22 protein-coding genes and 1 tRNA gene are annotated in these 19117 nt (G+C 52.1%); 5 read left to right on the top strand and 18 right to left on the bottom strand.

Annotated features, from left to right (window positions below):
• Nucleotides 1-60: 60 nt before the first annotated feature.
• The 6 genes from AAIG26_RS22310 to rlmE all read right to left on the bottom strand — a co-directional run bounded on the left by AAIG26_RS22310 (nt 61) and on the right by rlmE (nt 5657).
• Nucleotides 61-147: transfer RNA gene (locus tag AAIG26_RS22310), tRNA-Leu, on the bottom strand.
• Between the two features lie 12 nt (nt 148-159).
• Nucleotides 160-492 carry a preprotein translocase subunit SecG gene (gene secG, locus AAIG26_RS22305; protein WP_020455428.1) on the bottom strand — a complete coding sequence of 111 codons (333 nt, stop codon included), beginning with the start codon at nt 490-492 and terminating at the stop codon, nt 160-162.
• Nucleotides 493-716: 224 nt separating this feature from the next.
• Nucleotides 717-2057 carry a phosphoglucosamine mutase gene (gene glmM, locus AAIG26_RS22300; protein WP_017457346.1) on the bottom strand — a complete coding sequence of 447 codons (1341 nt, stop codon included), beginning with the start codon at nt 2055-2057 and terminating at the stop codon, nt 717-719.
• Nucleotides 2050-2898 (bottom strand): dihydropteroate synthase, encoded by an 849-nt coding sequence (gene folP, locus AAIG26_RS22295; protein WP_313627768.1) that lies wholly within the window; start codon nt 2896-2898, stop codon nt 2050-2052. Before folP ends, glmM begins: the two co-directional genes overlap by 8 nt.
• Nucleotides 2899-2996: 98 nt before the next feature.
• A complete protein-coding gene (gene ftsH, locus AAIG26_RS22290) occupies nt 2997-4928 on the bottom strand; it encodes an ATP-dependent zinc metalloprotease FtsH (RefSeq protein WP_017457344.1) in 1932 nt (643 codons plus the stop codon).
• Between the two features lie 102 nt (nt 4929-5030).
• A complete protein-coding gene (gene rlmE, locus AAIG26_RS22285; RefSeq protein WP_020455430.1) occupies nt 5031-5657 on the bottom strand; it encodes a 23S rRNA (uridine(2552)-2'-O)-methyltransferase RlmE in 627 nt (208 codons plus the stop codon).
• A 118-nt stretch (nt 5658-5775) separates the two neighbouring features.
• On the opposite strand from rlmE, the gene yhbY reads away from it, so the two are divergent.
• On the top strand, nt 5776-6069 hold the full coding sequence (gene yhbY, locus AAIG26_RS22280) for a ribosome assembly RNA-binding protein YhbY (RefSeq protein WP_007369919.1): 294 nt from the start codon (nt 5776-5778) through the stop codon (nt 6067-6069).
• 152 nt (nt 6070-6221) lie between these two features.
• Here the strand turns inward: yhbY and greA are convergent, their stop codons facing one another.
• The gene (gene greA, locus AAIG26_RS22275; protein ID WP_017457342.1) at nt 6222-6698 is read right to left on the bottom strand and encodes a transcription elongation factor GreA; all 477 of its coding nucleotides are present in this window, start codon (nt 6696-6698) and stop codon (nt 6222-6224) included.
• A gap of 247 nt (nt 6699-6945) precedes the next feature.
• On the opposite strand from greA, the gene dacB reads away from it, so the two are divergent.
• Nucleotides 6946-8379 carry a serine-type D-Ala-D-Ala carboxypeptidase gene (dacB, locus tag AAIG26_RS22270; protein ID WP_343181511.1) on the top strand — a complete coding sequence of 478 codons (1434 nt, stop codon included), beginning with the start codon at nt 6946-6948 and terminating at the stop codon, nt 8377-8379.
• Nucleotides 8380-8457: 78 nt separating this feature from the next.
• On the opposite strand, the gene cgtA is transcribed toward dacB, so the two are convergent.
• The 4 genes from cgtA to rplU all read right to left on the bottom strand — a co-directional run bounded on the left by cgtA (nt 8458) and on the right by rplU (nt 11298).
• The gene (gene cgtA / locus AAIG26_RS22265; protein WP_343181510.1) at nt 8458-9633 is read right to left on the bottom strand and encodes an Obg family GTPase CgtA; all 1176 of its coding nucleotides are present in this window, start codon (nt 9631-9633) and stop codon (nt 8458-8460) included.
• A 15-nt stretch (nt 9634-9648) separates the two neighbouring features.
• Nucleotides 9649-10614 carry a DMT family transporter gene (locus AAIG26_RS22260; RefSeq protein ID WP_313627772.1) on the bottom strand — a complete coding sequence of 322 codons (966 nt, stop codon included), beginning with the start codon at nt 10612-10614 and terminating at the stop codon, nt 9649-9651.
• A 94-nt stretch (nt 10615-10708) separates the two neighbouring features.
• Complete coding sequence (rpmA, locus tag AAIG26_RS22255; RefSeq protein ID WP_017457338.1) at nt 10709-10966, bottom strand: 50S ribosomal protein L27; 258 nt, start codon at nt 10964-10966, stop codon at nt 10709-10711.
• 20 nt (nt 10967-10986) lie between these two features.
• Entirely contained in the window at nt 10987-11298 is a 312-nt protein-coding gene (rplU, locus tag AAIG26_RS22250) for a 50S ribosomal protein L21 (RefSeq protein WP_003025032.1), read from the bottom strand.
• Between the two features lie 259 nt (nt 11299-11557).
• On the opposite strand from rplU, the gene ispB reads away from it, so the two are divergent.
• Both ispB and sfsB read left to right on the top strand, forming a co-directional pair.
• Nucleotides 11558-12529: an octaprenyl diphosphate synthase gene (gene ispB, locus AAIG26_RS22245; protein WP_020455433.1), complete on the top strand. Its 972-nt coding sequence runs from the start codon at nt 11558-11560 to the stop codon at nt 12527-12529.
• A gap of 214 nt (nt 12530-12743) precedes the next feature.
• Entirely contained in the window at nt 12744-13019 is a 276-nt protein-coding gene (gene sfsB / locus AAIG26_RS22240) for a DNA-binding transcriptional regulator SfsB (protein ID WP_020455434.1), read from the top strand.
• Between the two features lie 94 nt (nt 13020-13113).
• Here sfsB and murA read toward each other — a convergent pair whose 3' ends face one another.
• The 7 genes from murA to mlaF all read right to left on the bottom strand — a co-directional run bounded on the left by murA (nt 13114) and on the right by mlaF (nt 17910).
• Nucleotides 13114-14373, bottom strand: a complete 1260-nt coding sequence (gene murA, locus AAIG26_RS22235) for a UDP-N-acetylglucosamine 1-carboxyvinyltransferase (RefSeq protein WP_020455435.1) — start codon at nt 14371-14373, stop codon at nt 13114-13116.
• Between the two features lie 52 nt (nt 14374-14425).
• The gene (ibaG, locus tag AAIG26_RS22230) at nt 14426-14680 is read right to left on the bottom strand and encodes a BolA family iron metabolism protein IbaG (protein WP_017457333.1); all 255 of its coding nucleotides are present in this window, start codon (nt 14678-14680) and stop codon (nt 14426-14428) included.
• A gap of 126 nt (nt 14681-14806) precedes the next feature.
• A complete protein-coding gene (gene mlaB, locus AAIG26_RS22225) occupies nt 14807-15100 on the bottom strand; it encodes a lipid asymmetry maintenance protein MlaB (protein WP_045512665.1) in 294 nt (97 codons plus the stop codon).
• Complete coding sequence (mlaC, locus tag AAIG26_RS22220; RefSeq protein WP_343181508.1) at nt 15097-15735, bottom strand: phospholipid-binding protein MlaC; 639 nt, start codon at nt 15733-15735, stop codon at nt 15097-15099. The genes mlaB and mlaC overlap by 4 nt, the downstream gene beginning before the upstream one ends.
• A 16-nt stretch (nt 15736-15751) precedes the next feature.
• Complete coding sequence (gene mlaD / locus AAIG26_RS22215) at nt 15752-16303, bottom strand: outer membrane lipid asymmetry maintenance protein MlaD (RefSeq protein WP_020455438.1); 552 nt, start codon at nt 16301-16303, stop codon at nt 15752-15754.
• A gap of 4 nt (nt 16304-16307) precedes the next feature.
• Nucleotides 16308-17090 (bottom strand): lipid asymmetry maintenance ABC transporter permease subunit MlaE, encoded by a 783-nt coding sequence (gene mlaE / locus AAIG26_RS22210; protein ID WP_020455439.1) that lies wholly within the window; start codon nt 17088-17090, stop codon nt 16308-16310.
• Nucleotides 17091-17097: 7 nt separating this feature from the next.
• Nucleotides 17098-17910, bottom strand: a complete 813-nt coding sequence (gene mlaF, locus AAIG26_RS22205) for a phospholipid ABC transporter ATP-binding protein MlaF (protein ID WP_017457328.1) — start codon at nt 17908-17910, stop codon at nt 17098-17100.
• Nucleotides 17911-18139: 229 nt separating this feature from the next.
• Here mlaF and AAIG26_RS22200 point away from each other — a divergent pair, with 229 nt between their 5' ends.
• Nucleotides 18140-19114 carry a calcium/sodium antiporter gene (locus AAIG26_RS22200; protein WP_343181507.1) on the top strand — a complete coding sequence of 325 codons (975 nt, stop codon included), beginning with the start codon at nt 18140-18142 and terminating at the stop codon, nt 19112-19114.
• Nucleotides 19115-19117: the final 3 nt, after the last annotated feature.

Below are 19117 nucleotides of genomic sequence, written 5' to 3'. Positions count from 1 at the left end.
CAGTGTAGTCAATAACAGGCAAAAAAAAAGACATCTTACGATGTCTTTTTTCCGGAATATTGGTACCGAGGACGGGACTTGAACCCGTAAGCCCAATCGGGCACTACCACCTCAAGGTAGCGTGTCTACCAATTCCACCACCTCGGCACGACTTACTTCTTAGTGCGGGATATCGCTGGTCGGCTGCGCCGGAGCTGCAGGCTGAGTTTGTTCACTCTTAGCCGGTGCACTCAGATTATCCCACTCGCTTCCTTTATTGGTTTTATTGCTGTTAATGTTGCCCAGCACAAGGCTAATAATAAAGAACAGTGTTGCCAGCACAGCAGTCGTACGGGTCATGAAGTTACCAGAACCACTTGAACCGAACAGCGTACCGGACGCGCCAGCGCCAAAGGAGGCTCCCATGTCAGCGCCTTTACCTTGCTGCAGCATTATCAGGCCAACAAGAGCCAGCGCTACAATAAGGAAAACAACTAAAAGAGCTTCGTACATAATCAACCTGTTCCTTGCGGGGTTGCCGCAGCCAATGCTTCAAACCAATAAAAGTGGGATGTTTATTGCTTTCCCACTGAAGCGGGTGTGAATACTAACCAAAGCGAATGACCTTCGCAAGGGCAATTTAAGTGCATTTTATCAAGTGCGGAAAAAAACAGCAAAATTGCGATCCCGGGCTATTAAAAAGGCGGCAACAGCCGCCTTTTTAAGCACTTATCGCGCTATTTTACAGCCTTAACCGCGTCGGCGATGCGATTCGCCAGCGAGGTCACTTGCGCCTCGTCTTCACCTTCTACCATGACGCGAATTAATGGCTCAGTACCGGATTTACGCAACAACACACGACCGCGGCCAGCCAGCGTCGCTTCCACTTCTGCCGTCACCGTCTTAACCGTCTCGTCTTCCAGCGGATCACCAATGCCTGCGGTAAAACGCACATTCACCAGCACCTGCGGGAACATTTTCATACCGCTGCACAAATCATGCAGAGACATGTGGTTACGCACCATTGCGGCAACCACCTGCAAACCGGCCACGATACCGTCTCCGGTCGTCGTTTTATCCAGCAATATTACATGGCCGGAGTTTTCAGCACCGATACGCCAGCCTTTCTCCTGCATTTTTTCCAGCACATAACGGTCGCCAACTTTCGCGCGCGCAAAGGGAATGCCCAGTTGCTTAAGCGCCAGTTCAAGCCCCATATTGCTCATGAGTGTGCCAACTGCGCCACCGCGCAGCTGCCCCTGGCGCAGCCCCTCGCGGGCAATGATATACATGATTTGATCGCCATCGACCTTGTTACCCTCATGATCGACCATAATGACGCGATCACCGTCGCCATCAAAGGCAATGCCCAAATCGGCTTTCTCAACCAGAACGCGCTGCTGCAGCGCTGCCACGTCCGTCGCACCACATTTTTCGTTGATGTTCACACCATCTGGTTCACACCCAATGGCTATGACTTTCGCGCCTAATTCGCGAAAGACGCTCGGGGCAATGTGATAAGTTGCGCCATTAGCGCAATCAACAACGATTTTTAAGCCGTTAAGACTTAATTCATTGGGGAAGGTTGCTTTGCAAAACTCAATATATCGTCCTGCGGCATCAACAATGCGACTAGCTTTACCCAGCTCAGCGGAGTCGACACAGGTCAGCTCTTTTTCCATCTCGGCTTCAATCGCCTCTTCTACCGCATCCGGCAATTTTGTACCGTCAATAGAGAAAAATTTGATGCCATTGTCATAGAAAGGGTTATGCGAAGCCGAAATTACAATTCCCGCTTCTGCGCGAAATGTGCGCGTGAGGTAAGCTACCGCCGGCGTTGGCATTGGCCCGGTAAAGGAGGCAGAAAGACCAGCCGCCGCAAGCCCGGCCTCCAGCGCTGATTCCAGCATATAACCCGAAATACGGGTATCTTTACCAATGATGATCTTACGCGATCCATGACGCGCCAGTACTTTCCCGGCAGCCCAACCCAGCTTAAGCACAAAATCAGGGGTGATCGGTGCGTCGCCAACGCGGCCGCGAATACCATCGGTGCCAAAATATTTACGATTACTCATAGCGTTTGTTTTCCTTCGCTGCCAGCGTGGCTTCTACCACCCGCATAGCTTCTACTGTTTCTTTTACATCGTGAACACGAATAATGTGCGCGCCTTGCATTGCCGCGATCACTGCGCAAGCCAGACTACCGCTTAACCGCTCGGAGGGACCGACATTGAGTAGCTGGCCTACCATCGACTTACGCGACATTCCAACCAGCAGAGGTAAGCCAAAATGATGAAACTCAGCCAGGCGGGCAAGCAATGTATAATTGTGGGAAAGATTTTTACCGAAACCGAATCCCGGGTCGAGCAACAATTTCTCTTTTGCGATCCCGGCCCGCTCGCATCGTGCTATATGTTCGCTAAAAAAGCGATTCACGTCGGCAAACACATCATCATATTTCGGCGCTTCCTGCATGTTTTTTGGCTGGCCTTGCATATGCATCAGGCAAACCGGTAACCCGGTTTGCACGGCTGCTTCCAGTGCGCCAGGTTCTGTTAATGAGCGGATATCGTTAATGATATGTGCACCTACTCGCGCCGATTCACGAATCACCTCTGGTTTTGATGTATCGACGGAAATCCATACCTCAAAACGCTGTGCAATAGCTTCAACCACCGGGATTACGCGTTCAAGTTCCTCTTCTACGCTAACATCGGCCGCCCCAGGACGCGTCGATTCCCCGCCGATATCCACAATTGTCGCTCCCGCATTGATCATCAGGTTCGCGTGCTTTACCGCCTCAATCAATGTGTTATGTGCACCGCCATCAGAAAAAGAATCCGGCGTTACATTGAGAATGCCCATTACATGGGGATGTGACAAATCCAGTGTTGAGCCCTGAGCATGGAGTTTCATGACTAAAAATCCTGAGGTTGTGGCAGTTAGAAATTAAAAGAAAAACCCCGGAGCAAGCCCCGGGGTTTTCATTAAAAGCAGATCATCAGCGCAAATACTTATTTGTCGCCCAGCTGTTCTGACATGGTATTGCCCGGGTTTGGCGTACGCGGTTCATCGACCGGACGCGGCGCTCGCGGCGTACCATTATTGTCAGAGTTGTTCGTGCCAGGTTCTTCCCAACCTGCTGGCGGACGAACATCACGACGTGACATCAGGTCATCAATCTGCGGTGCATCGATGGTCTCATATTTCATCAGAGCATCTTTCATCGCATGCAGAATATCCATATTTTCATTGAGCAACTGACGTGCGCGATTGTAGTTACGTTCAATAAGCGATTTCACTTCCTGGTCGATGATTCGTGCGGTTTCATCGGACATATGTTTCGCTTTTGCAACGCTACGGCCGAGGAATACTTCGCCTTCCTCTTCCGCGTAAAGCAGCGGACCGAGTTTGTCGGAGAAGCCCCACTGGGTGACCATGTTACGTGCCAGGTTGGTCGCGACTTTAATATCGTTCGACGCACCGGTAGAAACATGTTCAACGCCATAGATGATCTCTTCTGCCAGACGGCCACCGTACAGCGTTGAAATCTGGCTTTCCAGTTTCTGACGACTGGCGCTAATCGCATCACCTTCCGGCAGGAAGAACGTCACACCCAGCGCACGGCCGCGCGGAATGATCGTCACTTTATGCACCGGATCGTGTTCCGGCACCAGACGACCAATAATCGCATGGCCTGCTTCGTGGTATGCCGTGGACTCTTTCTGCGCTTCGGTCATCACCATGGAGCGGCGTTCCGCACCCATCATGATTTTGTCTTTCGCTTTTTCAAACTCGACCATCGACACAACGCGTTTGTTGCCACGAGCGGCAAACAGCGCGGCTTCGTTGACAAGGTTCGCCAAATCGGCACCGGAGAAGCCTGGCGTCCCGCGTGCGATGATTGCCGCATCAATATCAGGGGACAGCGGCACACGGCGCATATGGACTTTCAGGATCTGCTCACGGCCGCGAACGTCCGGCAGACCGACAACAACCTGGCGGTCAAAACGACCCGGACGCAACAAAGCTGGGTCGAGTACGTCCGGACGGTTCGTCGCGGCAATAACGATAATACCTTCGTTACCTTCGAAACCATCCATTTCAACCAGCATCTGGTTCAGCGTCTGTTCACGCTCATCGTGACCACCGCCAAGACCCGCACCACGCTGACGGCCTACGGCGTCGATTTCATCGATGAAGATAATGCATGGTGCTGCTTTCTTCGCTTGTTCGAACATGTCGCGTACGCGAGATGCGCCGACACCAACGAACATTTCTACAAAGTCAGAACCGGAAATGGTGAAGAACGGTACTTTCGCTTCACCGGCGATCGCTTTCGCCAGCAGCGTTTTACCCGTACCCGGAGGACCGACCATCAGGACGCCTTTCGGGATTTTACCGCCCAGTTTCTGGAAACGGCTCGGCTCACGCAGATATTCAACCAGTTCGCCAACTTCTTCTTTTGCTTCGTCGCAACCGGCAACGTCAGCGAAAGTCGTTTTGATCTGATCTTCCGTAAGCATACGCGCCTTGCTCTTGCCGAACGACATGGCACCTTTGCCACCGCCGCCCTGCATCTGACGCATAAAGAAAATCCAGACCCCAATCAGCAGCAGCATCGGGAACCATGAGATAAAGATGGTCGTCAGCACGCTCTGCTCTTCCGGCGGTTCACCGACAACTTTGACGTTTTTCGTCACCAGGTTGTCGAGCAGTTTCGGATCCTGGACAGGGATGTAAGTCGTGTAACGGTTACTATCTTTCTTGGTAACGTTGATCTCACGTCCGTTGATACGCGCTTCGCGAACCTGGTCCTGGTTGACCTCTTGCAGGAAGGTAGAATAGTCCACCTTACGGCTATTCGACTCGCTGGGCCCAAAGCTCTGGAATACTGACATCAGCACGACGGCAATGACCAGCCAGAGTATTAGGTTTTTCGCCATGTCACTCAAGGGATTAACCTCATATTACAACTGTGTTAAAAACAGCGTCAGGATACAACATAACCCATCTCTTTCAAACCAGAGGCCGAAATCGACGGGGTATCATTTTCGCCCGGTCGCTACAATATACACTTCACGTGAACGCGCACGTGAAGAGTCCGGTTTACGCACTTTAACCTTCGTAAACAGGGAGCGAATTTCGGTGAGATACTCATCGAAACCTTCGCCCTGGAACACTTTCACTAAAAAACTTCCGCCAGGCGCCAACACATCACGGCACATCTCCAGCGCCAGCTCCACCAGATACATGGAACGGGGTATATCAACAGCAGGCGTACCGCTCATATTCGGTGCCATATCTGACATGACAACCTGAACTTTACTGTCGCCAACGCGATCCAGTAACGCTTTCAGAACTAATTCATCACGAAAATCGCCCTGAAGGAAGTCCACACCAACGATTGGATCCATCGGTAAAAGATCACAAGCGATGATACGACCATTACCACCAATCTGCGTGACCGCATATTGCGACCATCCACCAGGGGCTGCGCCCAAGTCGACGACCGTCATACCCGGCTTAAAAAGTTTGTCACTTTGCTGTATTTCATCAAGTTTAAACCAGGCACGGGAACGCAACCCTTTTTTCTGCGCCTGTTGAACATATTTATCGCTAAAGTGTTCCTGAAGCCAGCGGCTCGAACTGGCAGAACGCTTTTTACCTGTCATTTAACTTTCCATCCGGGTTCATCGTCGACATCGAGAAATTTCGACGCGCAATTTGGCGATACAGTGGAGATGGCGGTAGAATGACCCGTTTTCAATCCCAACGTAAGCAAAATATACGATGAATCTGAGTACTAAACAAAAACAGCACCTGAAAGGTCTGGCACATCCGCTCAAGCCGGTAGTTATGCTTGGCAATAATGGTTTGACCGAAGGGGTACTGGCCGAGATTGAACAAGCGCTAGAGCACCATGAACTTATCAAGGTGAAAATTGCCTCTGAAGACAGAGAAACTAAGACCTTGATCGTGGAAGCTATCGTTCGCGAAACCGGCGCCTGCAACGTACAGGTCATCGGTAAAACGCTGGTGCTTTATCGCCCAACCGCGGAGCGTAAAATTTCGCTGCCACGCTAAGGATATCCTGAATTGAACACAAAATCTGTGTAAAACGAGGGGTTTCCGCCAGCAGACGTGCAAAATGCCACGCTCCCGGAATTCATAAAAGGCCGCAGCGCGGCCTTTTTCTTTTCTTTACAATCCGTCAACAATCGACGCGAAGGCAGCGATCAAAGATATTCCACTTTGATGATTTCATATTCCACTTCGCCGCCCGGCGTGCGAATCACCACCACATCGTCCTGCTCTTTACCTACCAGGCCGCGGGCAATAGGCGAGTTGACTGAAATCAGGTTCTGTTTAAAGTCGGCTTCATCATCGCCAACAATGCGATAAGTCTGCTCTTCGTCATTATCGAGGTTCAATACCGTAACAGTAGAACCAAAAATGACACGACCGCTTTTCGGCATTTTAGAAATGTCGATCACCTGTGCATTAGACAGTTTTGCTTCAATATCTTTAATTCGCCCTTCGCAGAAGCCTTGCTGCTCGCGCGCTGCGTGATATTCCGCATTCTCTTTCAGATCGCCATGTTCGCGGGCTTCCGCGATGGCGGCGATGATTTCAGGGCGACGAACGGATTTCAGAAATTCCAGCTCTTCGCGCAATTTTTCGGCACCACGTAAGGTCATCGGAATAGCTTGCATTGTTATACCTCTTAAACATTCCTGTAGGGAGCGGTAACCCACCCCATCTGATCTACCTCCCCCGTACACCGGCATATACCGTCGGGCAGGAGCAAAAGAAAACTGACCCGGGGACAAAGCCCCAGGTCAGCGCAATTTTTCAATTTGATACGTATTTTACCCGGAAGTTCACTATGGGTCATCGTTTACTTTCCGGGTCGTTGCGCCGTAGTATGACGGCTTGTTTACTGCTTCCTAGCGCGAGATTATGCGATTTTCCAGCTTTATCATCGGATTGACCACAAGTATAGCCCTGAACGTTCAGGCCGCGAATGTAGACGAATACATAAACCAACTGCCGGATGGTGCGAACCTGGCGCTGATGGTGCAAAAAGTCGGCGCTCAAGTGCCAGAAATTGATTACCACGGTAAACAAATGGCGCTGCCAGCCAGCACGCAGAAGGTTATCACCGCGCTGGCGGCACTGTTGCAGCTTGGGCCGGACTTTCGCTTTACAACCACGCTGGAAAGCAAAGGTTCTGTTGAGAACGGTACATTAAAAGGTGACTTAATTGCACGATTTGGCGGCGATCCGACGCTAAAACGTCAGGATATTCGCAATATGGTCGCGGCGCTGAAAAAGTCGGGTGTGCAGAAAATCGAAGGTAACGTGCTGGTCGATACCTCTATTTTTGCCAGTCATGATAAAGCGCCAGGCTGGCCGTGGAACGACATGACGCAATGCTTTAGCGCACCACCTGCTGCGGCAATTGTCGATCGCAACTGCTTCTCTATTTCGCTCTACAGCGCGCAAAAACCGGGCGATTTGGCCTATATCCGCATCGCTAATTATTATCCAGTGAATATGTTCAGCCAGGTCCGCACGCTCGCTCGCGGTTCCGCAGAGGCGCAGTATTGCGAACTTGATGTCGTCCCGGGCGATTTAAATCGCTTTACGCTAACAGGATGCCTGCCGCAACGCGCCGACCCACTCCCTCTGGCTTTCGCCATTCAGGACGGAGCAAGCTACGCCGGTGCGATTCTGAAAGCGGAATTGAACGATGCCGGTATCACTTATACCGGTACATTGTTGCGCCAAACGCAGGAGAACCAGGCCGGCACTGTCATTGCCAGCAAGCAGTCGGTACCGCTTCACGATCTGCTAAAGCAGATGCTGAAAAAATCAGACAATATGATCGCTGACACGGTGTTTCGTATGATTGGTCACGCGCGCTTTGGTGTACCGGGGACGTGGCGAGCAGGATCGGATGCAGTACGGCAGATCCTGCGCCAGCAGGCTGGTGTCGATCTCGGTAATACGATCATCGCTGATGGTTCCGGCCTGTCGCGACATAACCTGCTGGCACCCGCCACGATGATGCAAGTTCTGCAATACATTGCGCAGCATGACACCGAGCTCAATTTTATCTCAATGCTGCCGCTGGCAGGCTATGATGGCTCCCTGCAGTATCGCGCTGGCCTGCATGAAGCGGGTGTAGACGGCAAAGTTTCGGCCAAAACAGGCTCTTTGCAGGGCGTGTATAACCTGGCCGGGTTTATCACCACTGCGAGCGGTCAGCGGATGGCTTTCGTGCAGTATCTCTCTGGTTATGCTGTCGAACCGGCGGATCAGCGTAATCGCCGCATTCCACTGGTGCGTTTTGAAAGCCGGCTGTACAAAGATATCTACCAGAACAACTAACAAAAATGCCGGGTAGCGTGTGCTAACCCGGCATTTTTGCTGGCAATATTCCCCGTGCAGCCGGGGAAATCGCAGCGATTAACGCTTGTAGATGAACTCGACGCCTTCTTCGTCGTCTTCGTCCCAGTCGTCATCCCACTCTTCGTCATCTTCTACCACTTCAGCTTCTTCAAGCTGCTGGCGATGATAATCGTCCCACATAAACTCGACTTTCTCAGGCTGCTGCTCTTCCTGCGCCTGGGTGATCGGGTTTTCGATGATAAAGGTCATCACGTCCCAGCACAGATCTTTAACGCCCTGCTGGCTGGCCGCTGAGATAAGGTAGAATTTATCTTCCCAACCCAGCTCCTCAGCGATGGCTTTTGCTTTCGCTTCTGCTTCCGCTTTATCCATCAGATCGATTTTGTTGAATACCAACCAACGCGGTTTGGCAGCAAGCTTCTCGCTGTATTTTTCCAGTTCGCCGATGATGACACGGGCATTTTCAGCCGGATCGGAACCATCGATCGGATCAATATCGATCAGATGCAGCAAGACGCGGCAGCGCTCCAGATGTTTCAGGAAACGGATCCCAAGGCCTGCGCCATCAGCAGCCCCTTCGATCAATCCCGGAATATCGGCAACCACAAAGCTCTTTTCGTTATCCATACGGACAACGCCAAGGCTTGGCACCAGCGTGGTAAACGGATAATCAGCCACTTTTGGTTTTGCAGCCGATACCGCGCGAATAAAGGTTGATTTGCCTGCGTTTGGCATACCAAGCATACCCACATCGGCCAACAACATCAGTTCCAGCTGCAGGTCACGCTTATCGCCCGGCGTGCCCATGGTTTTCTGACGAGGCGTACGGTTAACCGAGGATTTAAACCGCGTGTTGCCCAGACCATGCCAGCCACCTTTCGCGACCATCAGGCGCTGACCATGTTTAGTCATATCGCCCATCGTTTCGCCGGTGCCCTGATCGATAACACGCGTACCGACCGGTACTTTCACCGTAATATCTTTTCCGCGTTTCCCTGTACAGTCGCGGCTCTGGCCATTCTGCCCGCGTTCGGCGCGGAAAGATTTTTCAAAACGGTAGTCAATCAGGGTATTAAGGTTTTCGTCCGCTTCCAGCCAGACATCACCGCCGTCACCACCGTCGCCGCCATCTGGGCCGCCTTTCGGGATATATTTTTCGCGGCGGAAGCTCACACAACCGTTACCGCCATCACCTGCCACGACAAGGATCGTAGCTTCATCAACAAACTTCATTTTACTCTCCGTAACTCATTCGCCTGAGCGGGGCACAGTGGCGACCACTTCGCGATTACGCCAGCGTCCCAAAAGACGATGGCCAATAGCGGAAAACATCGCGCCCGCAACCACGACAAACGCACCGAGATAACCGATAAGGTTTAACATCGGTCTGGCGAAAACATCGGGCCAGGCCATTGATAATAAATCTGAAAAAAACAGCGTAAAGAGCGGCGTCAGCGTGATTAATGCGCTCACTTGCGCCGCCTGCCAGCGAGCCATCGCTTCCGCTAGCGCGCCGTAACCCACCAGTGTATTAAGGCCACAAAACACCAGGCAAGCCAGCTGCCAGTTACTTAACTGAAGCAGCACGGCGGGTTTTGCCAGCGGCAATAACGCAATTGTACACAAAGTGTACAGCAAAAAGAGGATCTGCTGGGAGGCCAGGCGCCGTAATAACACTTTTTGCGCGACGCCGTAACTCACCCAAACCGTGGCTGCTCCGACACCAAAAATCACGCCCCAGGTGTAATCTGTCAGGCGGGTAAAAATCTCCACTAGGCTGGTATTAAAAAACATCACCAGACCACAGATAAGCATCAACGCACCGATAACCTGGGTGCCGCGCATTTTCTCTTTGAGAATAACAACGCTGGCAATCATCATGCCCACAGGCGAAAGTTGACCAATCACCTGCGAAGCCGTCGGGCTAACGTATTGCAGGGAAGAACTGAAGAGGATGAAATTTCCGAACAGCCCACCTGTGGCAATGGCCAACAAAACTAACCAGCGCGGCTTGCGAAAAAGATGCAGCGGGGGCAGTTTTTTTTTCCAGCCGAGAATCAAACCAAGGCCGATTCCCGCCATCAAAAAGCGATAAAAAACCACCGTTGGCGGTTCCATCACTTCCAGCACCTGCTTCATGGCGATGGGTAACGCGCCCCAGCACATCGCGGTTGTGAGCGCCAGCGCAATACCGATGCCTGCCTGCTGTTTCATGCCCGTATTACCTGCCAGAATTTACCGGACTTCTAATGTAAAAAGCCCCGCAACGTGTTGCGGGGCTTTCTTCCGTTACCGGGACGCGAAAAACTTATTCAGCAACGATGCTGATGAATTTACGGTTTTTCGGGCCTTTAACTTCGAACTTAACTTTACCGTCAGTCAAAGCGAACAGAGTGTGGTCACGGCCGCAACCTACGTTAGAACCAGCGTGGAATTTGGTGCCACGTTGACGAACGATGATGCTACCTGCCAGAACTGCTTCACCGCCGAAACGTTTTACGCCCAGACGTTTAGCTTCTGAATCGCGACCGTTACGAGTTGAGCCGCCAGCCTTTTTATGTGCCATTTAAATCTACTCCTCAGGTCTTAGGCGCTGATGCCAGTAATTTTCACATCAGTAAACCACTGACGGTGGCCCTGCTGCTTACGGTAGTGTTTACGACGACGAAACTTAACGATTTTAACTTTCTCGCCACGACCGTGAGCAACAACTTCAGCTTTGATTACGCCGCCATCAACGAAAGGAACGCCGATTTTGACTTCTTCACCGTTTGCGATCATCAGAACTTCTGCGAATTCAACAGATTCGCCAGTTGCGATGTCCAGCTTTTCCAGGCGAACGGTCTGACCTTCGCTTACTCGGTGTTGTTTACCACCACTTTGGAAAACCGCGTACATATAAAACTCCGCTTCCGCGCACATATTCTGATCAATTCAGAGTGCGCTATAAATATTCACAATAGGGCGCGAATATTACGCAAATTGCTAGCCTTTGACAAGAGTGATCGTCACTCCATGCAGAAAAAAAACACAACGCGTAAGGTAACGTTTATCTGGCGCATTTTTTCAGTACAATCAACAATACTATTCTAACCCGTAACCCTTTGTTATCCCATTTTGCTATGTGGTAAACAGGACTGAAAGCCCGGCTTTTGCGATGAATTTAGAAAAAATCAATGAGTTAACCGCGCACGACATGGCGGGTGTAAACGCGACGATTCTGCAACAACTCAACTCGGATGTTCAGTTAATCAACCAGTTGGGTTATTACATCGTAAGCGGCGGCGGCAAACGCATCCGTCCGATGATTGCCGTGTTGGCGGCGCGAGCCGTTGGCTATGAGGGCAATTTGCACGTCACTATTGCCGCATTAATCGAATTTATTCACACCGCGACACTTCTCCATGACGATGTTGTGGACGAGTCCGACATGCGTCGCGGCAAAGCCACCGCTAATGCGGCCTTTGGCAACGCAGCGAGCGTACTGGTCGGTGATTTTATCTACACCCGCGCTTTCCAGATGATGACCAGCCTCGGCTCGCTGAAAGTGCTGGAAGTGATGTCAGAAGCCGTAAACGTGATTGCTGAAGGCGAAGTCCTGCAGTTGATGAACGTCAACGACCCAAATATCACTGAAGAAAACTACATGCGCGTCATTTATAGCAAGACCGCACGTCTGTTTGAAGCGGCGGCTCAGTGTTCCGGCTTGCTGGCTGGTTGCACCGAAGCGCAGGAAAAAGGGTTGCAGGATTACGGTCGCTATCTGGGAACCGCTTTTCAGCTTATCGACGATTTGCTTGATTACAGCGCGGACGGTGAAACGCTCGGCAAAAACACCGGCGATGACCTGAATGAAGGCAAACCGACGTTACCGTTGTTACATGCCATGCATAACGGCACACCAGAACAAGCACAGATGATCCGCGAAGCTATCGAGCAAGGAAACGGCCGACACCTTCTGGAGCCTGTTCTGGAAGCAATGGCTGCCTGCGGTTCACTGGAATGGACGCGTCGCCGTGCGGAAGAAGAAGCGGATAAGGCCATTGCCGCTCTACAAGTTCTACCGGATTCACCGTGGCGCGACGCGTTGGTCGGTCTTGCCCACATCGCCGTTCAGCGCGATCGTTAATCTTTCCAGCTTCCCGCGCATTGCCGCGGGAAAGTTCCAATAAGTTTCTTTAAATCCCCTTAAAATGAAAAATAACCAGTAATATCAAGCCTTGTCATAATCCTAAAACGCAAAATATTACATGAGCTTTTCAGAACAAACGCTCCCGTATGCGTATAGTAAGTAGCGTTGTTGGCGTAAATAATTGACACCTATTTTCTATCAGGGAGATGTTATGGAAACAAAATTAATGGACTGGCACCAGGCTGATATCATTGCCGGACTGCGTAAGAAAGGAACATCGCTGGCTGCTGAATCCCGTAAAAACGGGTTAAGCTCATCGACCCTCGCTAATGCCCTGACACGCTCCTGGCCAAAAGGGGAATTGATTATTGCTCGTGCGCTGGATACCGATCCCTGGGTTATCTGGCCGTCACGTTACCATGATCCCGTCACCCACGAATTTATTGATAAGACGAAGCTGATCAGGAAAAAAAAGGAGGAAAAATAAGCGGTCATGCAAGTAGCACCTCCCCTTGTTTGCCAGAACTGGCGATAGAAAAAAAGGGAGCCGAGGCTCCCTTCTTACAGTTCAGCAGACAGGCTTATTCGCCTTTGACGCGCTCAATGTTCGCGCCAAGCGCACTGAGTTTATCTTCAATACGCTCGTAGCCTCGATCGATATGATAGATACGATCAACAATGGTGGTCCCTTCCGCAATACAACCCGCCAGCACAAGGCTTGCAGAAGCGCGTAAATCGGTTGCCATGACCTGCGCACCGGAGAGCTTTTCTACGCCGTGGCAAATCGCTGTATTGCTTTCGATCTCTGCGTGAGCTCCCATACGGATCAGTTCAGGAATATGCATGAAACGGTTTTCGAAGATAGTCTCGGTGATAACGCCCGTACCTTCAGCCACCAGGTTCAGCAGCGTAAATTGCGCCTGCATATCGGTCGGGAACCCCGGATGCGGAGCTGTGCGCACATTCACTGCTTTCGGACGCTTACCATGCATATCAAGGCTAATCCAGTCTTCGCCAACCTCAATATCCGCACCAGCATCGCGTAGCTTAGCCAGCACCGCATCCAGCGTATCCGGCTGAGCGTTACGGCAAACAATTTTACCGCCAGAGATCGCTGCCGCGACCAGGAAAGTCCCGGTTTCGATACGATCAGGCAGGACGCGATAAACACCACCGCCCAGACGTTTCACCCCTTCGATGGTGATGCGATCGGTTCCCATACCGGTGATTTTTGCACCGAGGGTATTGAGGAAGTTTGCCGTATCAACAATTTCCGGCTCACGGGCGGCGTTTTCGATAATGGTCGTGCCTTCCGCCAGCGTCGCAGCAGACATAATGGTTACTGTCGCGCCAACGCTTACTTTATCCATCACGATATGCGCGCCTTTCAGACGCCCGTTAACGGAAGCTTTGACGTAGCCCTCTTCCAGCTTGATCTCCGCGCCCAGTTGTTCCAGACCGCTAATGTGCAGATCCACCGGACGCGCGCCAATCGCGCAACCGCCAGGCAGAGATACCTGCCCCTGACCGAAACGCGCAACCAACGGCCCCAGCGCCCAAATAGATGCGCGCATGGTTTTCACCAGCTCGTAAGGTGCGCAGAAAACATTGACGTCACCCGCATCGATCCATACGGATCCATTGCGTTCCACCTTGGTGCCCAACTGGCTGAGCAGCTTCATGGTGGTATCGATATCTTTCAGTTTCGGAACGTTACGGATTTCAACCGGTTCTTCCGCCAGCAACGCGGCAAAAAGAATCGGCAGCGCGGCGTTTTTCGCGCCTGAAATTGTCACTTCGCCCTGGAGACGCGTCGGCCCCTGTACACGAAACTTATCCATTCATCTGATCTCTGTTAAGAATTCACACGCGCAGTGGGTTTATCCCCTGCGCTCAAAAGCCGTTAAGTTTGCGATCCCGCGCCCACTCCGCCGGAGTGTAAGCCTTGATCGACAGGGCATGGATACGGTTGTCTGCGATGTATTCCATCAGCGGGCCATAAATGGTCTGTTGTTTCTTGACCCGGCTCATGCCGTCAAAAATCTCACCCACAGCGACAACCTGAAAGTGACTGCCATCGCCAGTGACGTGGGCTTCCTGGAGAGAGAGTGCGTTCATCAGCACCGTCTGAATTTCATGATTTTCCATGGGTGTAAATATCATCTAATAGTGAAAACAGTCACACATCTTAGAGGAAAGTGGCGTCGGCTTAAACAAGCAAAAAGCCCCATCAATATAAAGGACGGGGCTTTAAGTAGTAACGCATTGAAAAAATTAGTGAGGCAATACATCCTGCGGCAAATTATAGAGCGCAGCGAGGGTGGAAACATTCTCACTCACCCCGGCAAGCACAACATTGCTGCCCTGTTTTTTGCCCTGCGCCACCAGATGAACCAGCAGCGCGACACCAGCAGTATCAACGCGTGACACGCCATGTAAGTCGATGCAGGTTACCCCGTTCATCGCCTCCACGCGCGCATCCCACAGCGGGTTTAAGAGATCCTGATCCAGTTCACCAACCAGTTTCAGGCACTCTCCCTCGCGTGACCAGCTTAGACTGGCTGTCATTGCTTTTTCTCGTCCAGGGTAATTTTCTGGCGGGAAATAGATTGCAGCTCGGCGGTTAAACCGTCGATACCTTTGGTACGCAGCAGATCGCTCCATTCGTTCTGTTTGGTCGTGATCATGCTCACCCCTTCGGCAATCATGTCGTAAGCCTGCCAGTTGCCGTTCTGCGTGTTTTTACGCCACTGGAAATCCAGACGCACCGGCGGACGACCATTCGGATCGATGATAGTCACGCGGATCGGCACAATCGTCGCATCGCCCAGCGGCTGCTCCGGGGCAATCTGATAGGTTTGACCGTGGTACATCGCCAGCGCCTGGCCGTAAGCCTGTTTCAGGTATTCGCGAAAGGCAGCGAAATAGGCTTCACGCTGCGCCGGGGTCGCTTCTTTATAATAACGGCCCAGCACCAACGCACCGGCGTATTTAACCTGCACATAAGGCAGCAGTTCCTGATCGACTACATCGCGCAGGTAATCCGGGTTCGCACGGATTTTCGGCTGCTCATTTTTGAGGCGATCAAAGGTTTTCTGTGCCGCGTCTTTCATTGCGGCGTAGGGGTTAGCTTGATCGGCCGCCATCGCGGCCCCCAGCGGCGCAATCACCAGCAGGGCAACCATTAATAGACGTTTAAACATGCGTCAATTCTCCTCATTAATTCGTCTGGCCAGCAGACGGTGCGGCTTGAGTATTCCCTGCATCGTGGGCTGCCGCATCGCCTGAATTCTTATTGTCGCCGCCTTTACTGTTGTAAAGGAATTGTCCGATAAGGTCCTCAAGCACAATGGCGGACTTGGTGTCCTGAATGGTGCTTCCTTCTTTAAGCATAGAAGTTCCCATTTCAGGATCGTCAAAACCAACGTTCAGCGCCAGATACTGTTCACCTAACAACCCGGAAGTGCGGATCGCCAGTGAGCTGGTATCCGGGATCTGGTTGTAACGTTCTTCAATATCCAGCGCGACACGCGGCAGATAGGTTTTGGGATCAAGAGAGATATCAGCAACGCGCCCGACCACCACACCGCCAATTCTTACCGGCGAATGTGTTTTCAGACCGCCAATGTTGTCAAAGGTGGCATAGATACGGTAAGTCGGCTCGGTACGCATGGAGGCGACATCCGCCGCTTTCAGGCAGATAAAGAGTGCCGCCAGCAGCGCCAGCAGGAGAAAAACGCCTACCCAAATTTCACTTTTTTTCGTTTGCATGAACTCAATTCCCAAACATCAGTGCGGTGAGCACAAAATCAAGACCGAGTACGGCCAGCGAGGAGTGCACAACGGTACGTGTTGTCGCCCGGCTAATCCCGGCGGAAGTCGGGATTGCATCGTAACCGTTGAACAGCGCAATCCAGGTTACGGTGATGGCAAACACCACGCTTTTAATCAGACAGTTAACCAGATCCATCCGCCATTCGACGGCGTTTTGCATCGCGGTCCAGAAAAAGCCCGTATCGATACCTTTCCAGTTAACGCCAACCAGCGAACCGCCCCAAATACCGACAGCGACAAAGATAATGGTCAACAGCGGTAGCGAGATGACTCCCGCCCAAAATCGCGGCGAAATGACGCGCCGCAGCGGATCAACCGCCATCATTTCGAGACTGGAAAGCTGCTCGGTCGCGCGCATCAAGCCAATCTCAGCCGTCAACGCAGAACCCGCACGGCCAGCGAATAACAGCGCGGCGACAACCGGCCCCAACTCACGCAGCAGCGACAGCGCCACCAGCATGCCAAGACTGGTTTCGGCGCTGTAGGTGGTCAATACCAGGTATCCCTGCAGACCGAGCACCATGCCAATAAACACGCCGGAAACAATAATAATGAGCATCGACAGTACGCCGACATTATAGAGCTGGCGAACCAGCAGCGGCGCGTGTTTGCGGAATTCGGGTTTACCCACCACCGCATTAAAAAGCATCAAACCGGCGCGCCCGAACGTTGCGATCGTTTTGATCCCGCGGTGCCCAAGCGATGCCAGTGTATTTAGCAGCATGAGCGTCTTAACTCCCTGTTTCTAATAAATCGGTCTGATAATCACCCGCAGGGTAGCGGAACGGAACCGGGCCATCGGCAATACCATCCAGGAACTGACGCACGCGCGGATCGCTGTTCTCTTGCAGCCCTTGCGCACTTCCGTGGGCGACAATTTTCCTGTCAGCCACAATATAGGCGTAATCAGCAATACTCAGCACTTCAGGAACATCGTGGGAAACAACAATACAGGTGACGCCCAGCGCGCTATTCAGCTCGGAGATCAACTTCACCAGCACGCCCATCGTGATAGGGTCCTGACCCACAAAGGGTTCATCAAACATGATCAGGTCCGGCTCCAGCGCAATTGCTCGCGCCAGCGCGGCGCGGCGCGCCATACCGCCTGAGAGTTCTGATGGCATTAAGTCCGCCGCACCGCGCAGCCCTACTGCTTCCAGCTTCATCATCACCGTGCTTCGCAACAACGGCTCGGGCAGCAGAGTGTGCTCCCGCAAAGGATAGGCAACGTTGTCAAAAACGTTCATATCGGTAAACAACGCGCCAGACTGAAACAGCATGCTCATTCTTTTGCGCACGGTGAACAGACGCGAACGGGTCATCTCTGGCACGTTTTCGCCATCGAATAAAATCTCACCGCTGTCAGGCGGAATTTGCCCACCGATCAGACGCAAGAGCGTCGTTTTGCCGATCCCTGAAGGTCCCATAATAGCGGTGATCTTACCGCGCGGTACCGTCAGTGAAATATTGTCAAAGATTGGGCGGCTGCCGCGGGAGAAGCTGACGCCACGAACATCGACCAAATTCGCCACAGTCTGGCTCATTTCCTCTTCCTTATAAGCCTCGTCGGCCACAAGCATGACGCTTGATAACATCACGAACCCAACATTTTTACAGAATATTACCTGCTGAGGTTAGCGAAAGCTGGCATTTGTTTTACTTTTGAGCCGCATAAAGTCAAAATTAGGAATCATTACGCTACGCGGAACACCCGGTTTTACCCGGCATGGCAGCCTGCGAGCCGGCGGATTATACCTGAAGAAAGGACGTTAGATGCTTTTAGCGACGGCGCTATTGATAATTGGTTTACTCTTAGTGGTCTACAGTGCCGATCGTCTGGTGTTCGCTGCTTCGATCCTTTGCCGCACATTCGGCGTACCGCCTTTAATCATCGGCATGACCGTTGTAAGCATCGGTACCTCGCTGCCCGAGATAATTACCTCTGTCGCCGCATCGCTGCATGGTCAGTTGGATCTGGCTATCGGCACCGCGATCGGCTCTAACATCACGAATATCTTGTTGATCCTCGGCGTCGCCGCGCTTTTACACCCTTTTACCGTACATTCCGATATTCTGCGCCGCGAATTACCGTTAACCTTGGTAGCCAGTCTGCTGGCGGGCGTGGTGTTGTACAATGGGCACCTCAGCCGCTTTGACGGCATTATTTTACTGTTATTAGCCGTGCTATGGCTGGTGTTCATTGTTAAAATTGCCCGCCTGGCCGAGCGCCAGGGCAACGACAGTCTCACCCGAGAGCAATTGGCGGAGCTACCGCGAGACGGCAGCCTTTCAGTCGCGTTCCTCTGGCTGGGCGTAGCGTTAATTATCATGCCGATGGCAACACGTATGGTGGTGGATAACGCAACCGTGGTAGCGAACTACTTTGCTATAAGCGAGCTGACAATTGGCCTGACGGTTATTGCTATCGGTACTGGCCTGCCTGAACTGGCGACAGCGATTGCTGGTGCGCGCAAAGGCGAAGACGATATCGCCATTGGCAATATTATTGGTTCAAACATTTTTAACATTGCTATCGTGCTGGGTTTGCCCGCGTTGATTGCGCCGGGCGACTTTAACCCGATGGCCTTTACACGTGATTATGGCGTGATGTTGCTGGTCAGTGCCCTTTTTGCCCTGATTTGCTGGCGACGTAAGCAAATCAGCAGAGCCGTCGGCGCACTGTTGTTCGGCGGGTTTATCGTATGGCTGGCGCTGCTCTACTGGCTGTCGCCGCTTTTGACTGGATAATCG

Source organism: Kosakonia sp. PSU_27 (genome assembly GCF_039409795.1).
Classification (GTDB): Bacteria; Pseudomonadota; Gammaproteobacteria; order Enterobacterales; family Enterobacteriaceae; genus Kosakonia.
Note: the sequence above shows the minus strand (reverse complement) of the source record. Positions and strands in the feature narration are given on the sequence as shown.

Bases quoted from the DNA above. Each gene is read 5' to 3' on its own strand.
- secG (WP_020455428.1), bottom strand. From the start codon at position 492: ATGTACGAAGCTCTTTTAGTTGTTTTCCTTATTGTAGCGCTGGCTCTT.
- glmM (WP_017457346.1), bottom strand. From the start codon at position 2,057: ATGAGTAATCGTAAATATTTTGGCACCGATGGTATTCGCGGCCGCGTT.
- folP (WP_313627768.1), bottom strand. From the start codon at position 2,898: ATGAAACTCCATGCTCAGGGCTCAACACTGGATTTGTCACATCCCCAT.
- ftsH (WP_017457344.1), bottom strand. From the start codon at position 4,928: ATGGCGAAAAACCTAATACTCTGGCTGGTCATTGCCGTCGTGCTGATG.
- rlmE (WP_020455430.1), bottom strand. From the start codon at position 5,657: ATGACAGGTAAAAAGCGTTCTGCCAGTTCGAGCCGCTGGCTTCAGGAA.
- yhbY (WP_007369919.1), top strand. From the start codon at position 5,776: ATGAATCTGAGTACTAAACAAAAACAGCACCTGAAAGGTCTGGCACAT.
- greA (WP_017457342.1), bottom strand. From the start codon at position 6,698: ATGCAAGCTATTCCGATGACCTTACGTGGTGCCGAAAAATTGCGCGAA.
- dacB (WP_343181511.1), top strand. From the start codon at position 6,946: ATGCGATTTTCCAGCTTTATCATCGGATTGACCACAAGTATAGCCCTG.
- cgtA (WP_343181510.1), bottom strand. From the start codon at position 9,633: ATGAAGTTTGTTGATGAAGCTACGATCCTTGTCGTGGCAGGTGATGGC.
- AAIG26_RS22260 (WP_313627772.1), bottom strand. From the start codon at position 10,614: ATGAAACAGCAGGCAGGCATCGGTATTGCGCTGGCGCTCACAACCGCG.
- rpmA (WP_017457338.1), bottom strand. From the start codon at position 10,966: ATGGCACATAAAAAGGCTGGCGGCTCAACTCGTAACGGTCGCGATTCA.
- rplU (WP_003025032.1), bottom strand. From the start codon at position 11,298: ATGTACGCGGTTTTCCAAAGTGGTGGTAAACAACACCGAGTAAGCGAA.
- ispB (WP_020455433.1), top strand. From the start codon at position 11,558: ATGAATTTAGAAAAAATCAATGAGTTAACCGCGCACGACATGGCGGGT.
- sfsB (WP_020455434.1), top strand. From the start codon at position 12,744: ATGGAAACAAAATTAATGGACTGGCACCAGGCTGATATCATTGCCGGA.
- murA (WP_020455435.1), bottom strand. From the start codon at position 14,373: ATGGATAAGTTTCGTGTACAGGGGCCGACGCGTCTCCAGGGCGAAGTG.
- ibaG (WP_017457333.1), bottom strand. From the start codon at position 14,680: ATGGAAAATCATGAAATTCAGACGGTGCTGATGAACGCACTCTCTCTC.
- mlaB (WP_045512665.1), bottom strand. From the start codon at position 15,100: ATGACAGCCAGTCTAAGCTGGTCACGCGAGGGAGAGTGCCTGAAACTG.
- mlaC (WP_343181508.1), bottom strand. From the start codon at position 15,735: ATGTTTAAACGTCTATTAATGGTTGCCCTGCTGGTGATTGCGCCGCTG.
- mlaD (WP_020455438.1), bottom strand. From the start codon at position 16,303: ATGCAAACGAAAAAAAGTGAAATTTGGGTAGGCGTTTTTCTCCTGCTG.
- mlaE (WP_020455439.1), bottom strand. From the start codon at position 17,090: ATGCTGCTAAATACACTGGCATCGCTTGGGCACCGCGGGATCAAAACG.
- mlaF (WP_017457328.1), bottom strand. From the start codon at position 17,910: ATGAGCCAGACTGTGGCGAATTTGGTCGATGTTCGTGGCGTCAGCTTC.
- AAIG26_RS22200 (WP_343181507.1), top strand. From the start codon at position 18,140: ATGCTTTTAGCGACGGCGCTATTGATAATTGGTTTACTCTTAGTGGTC.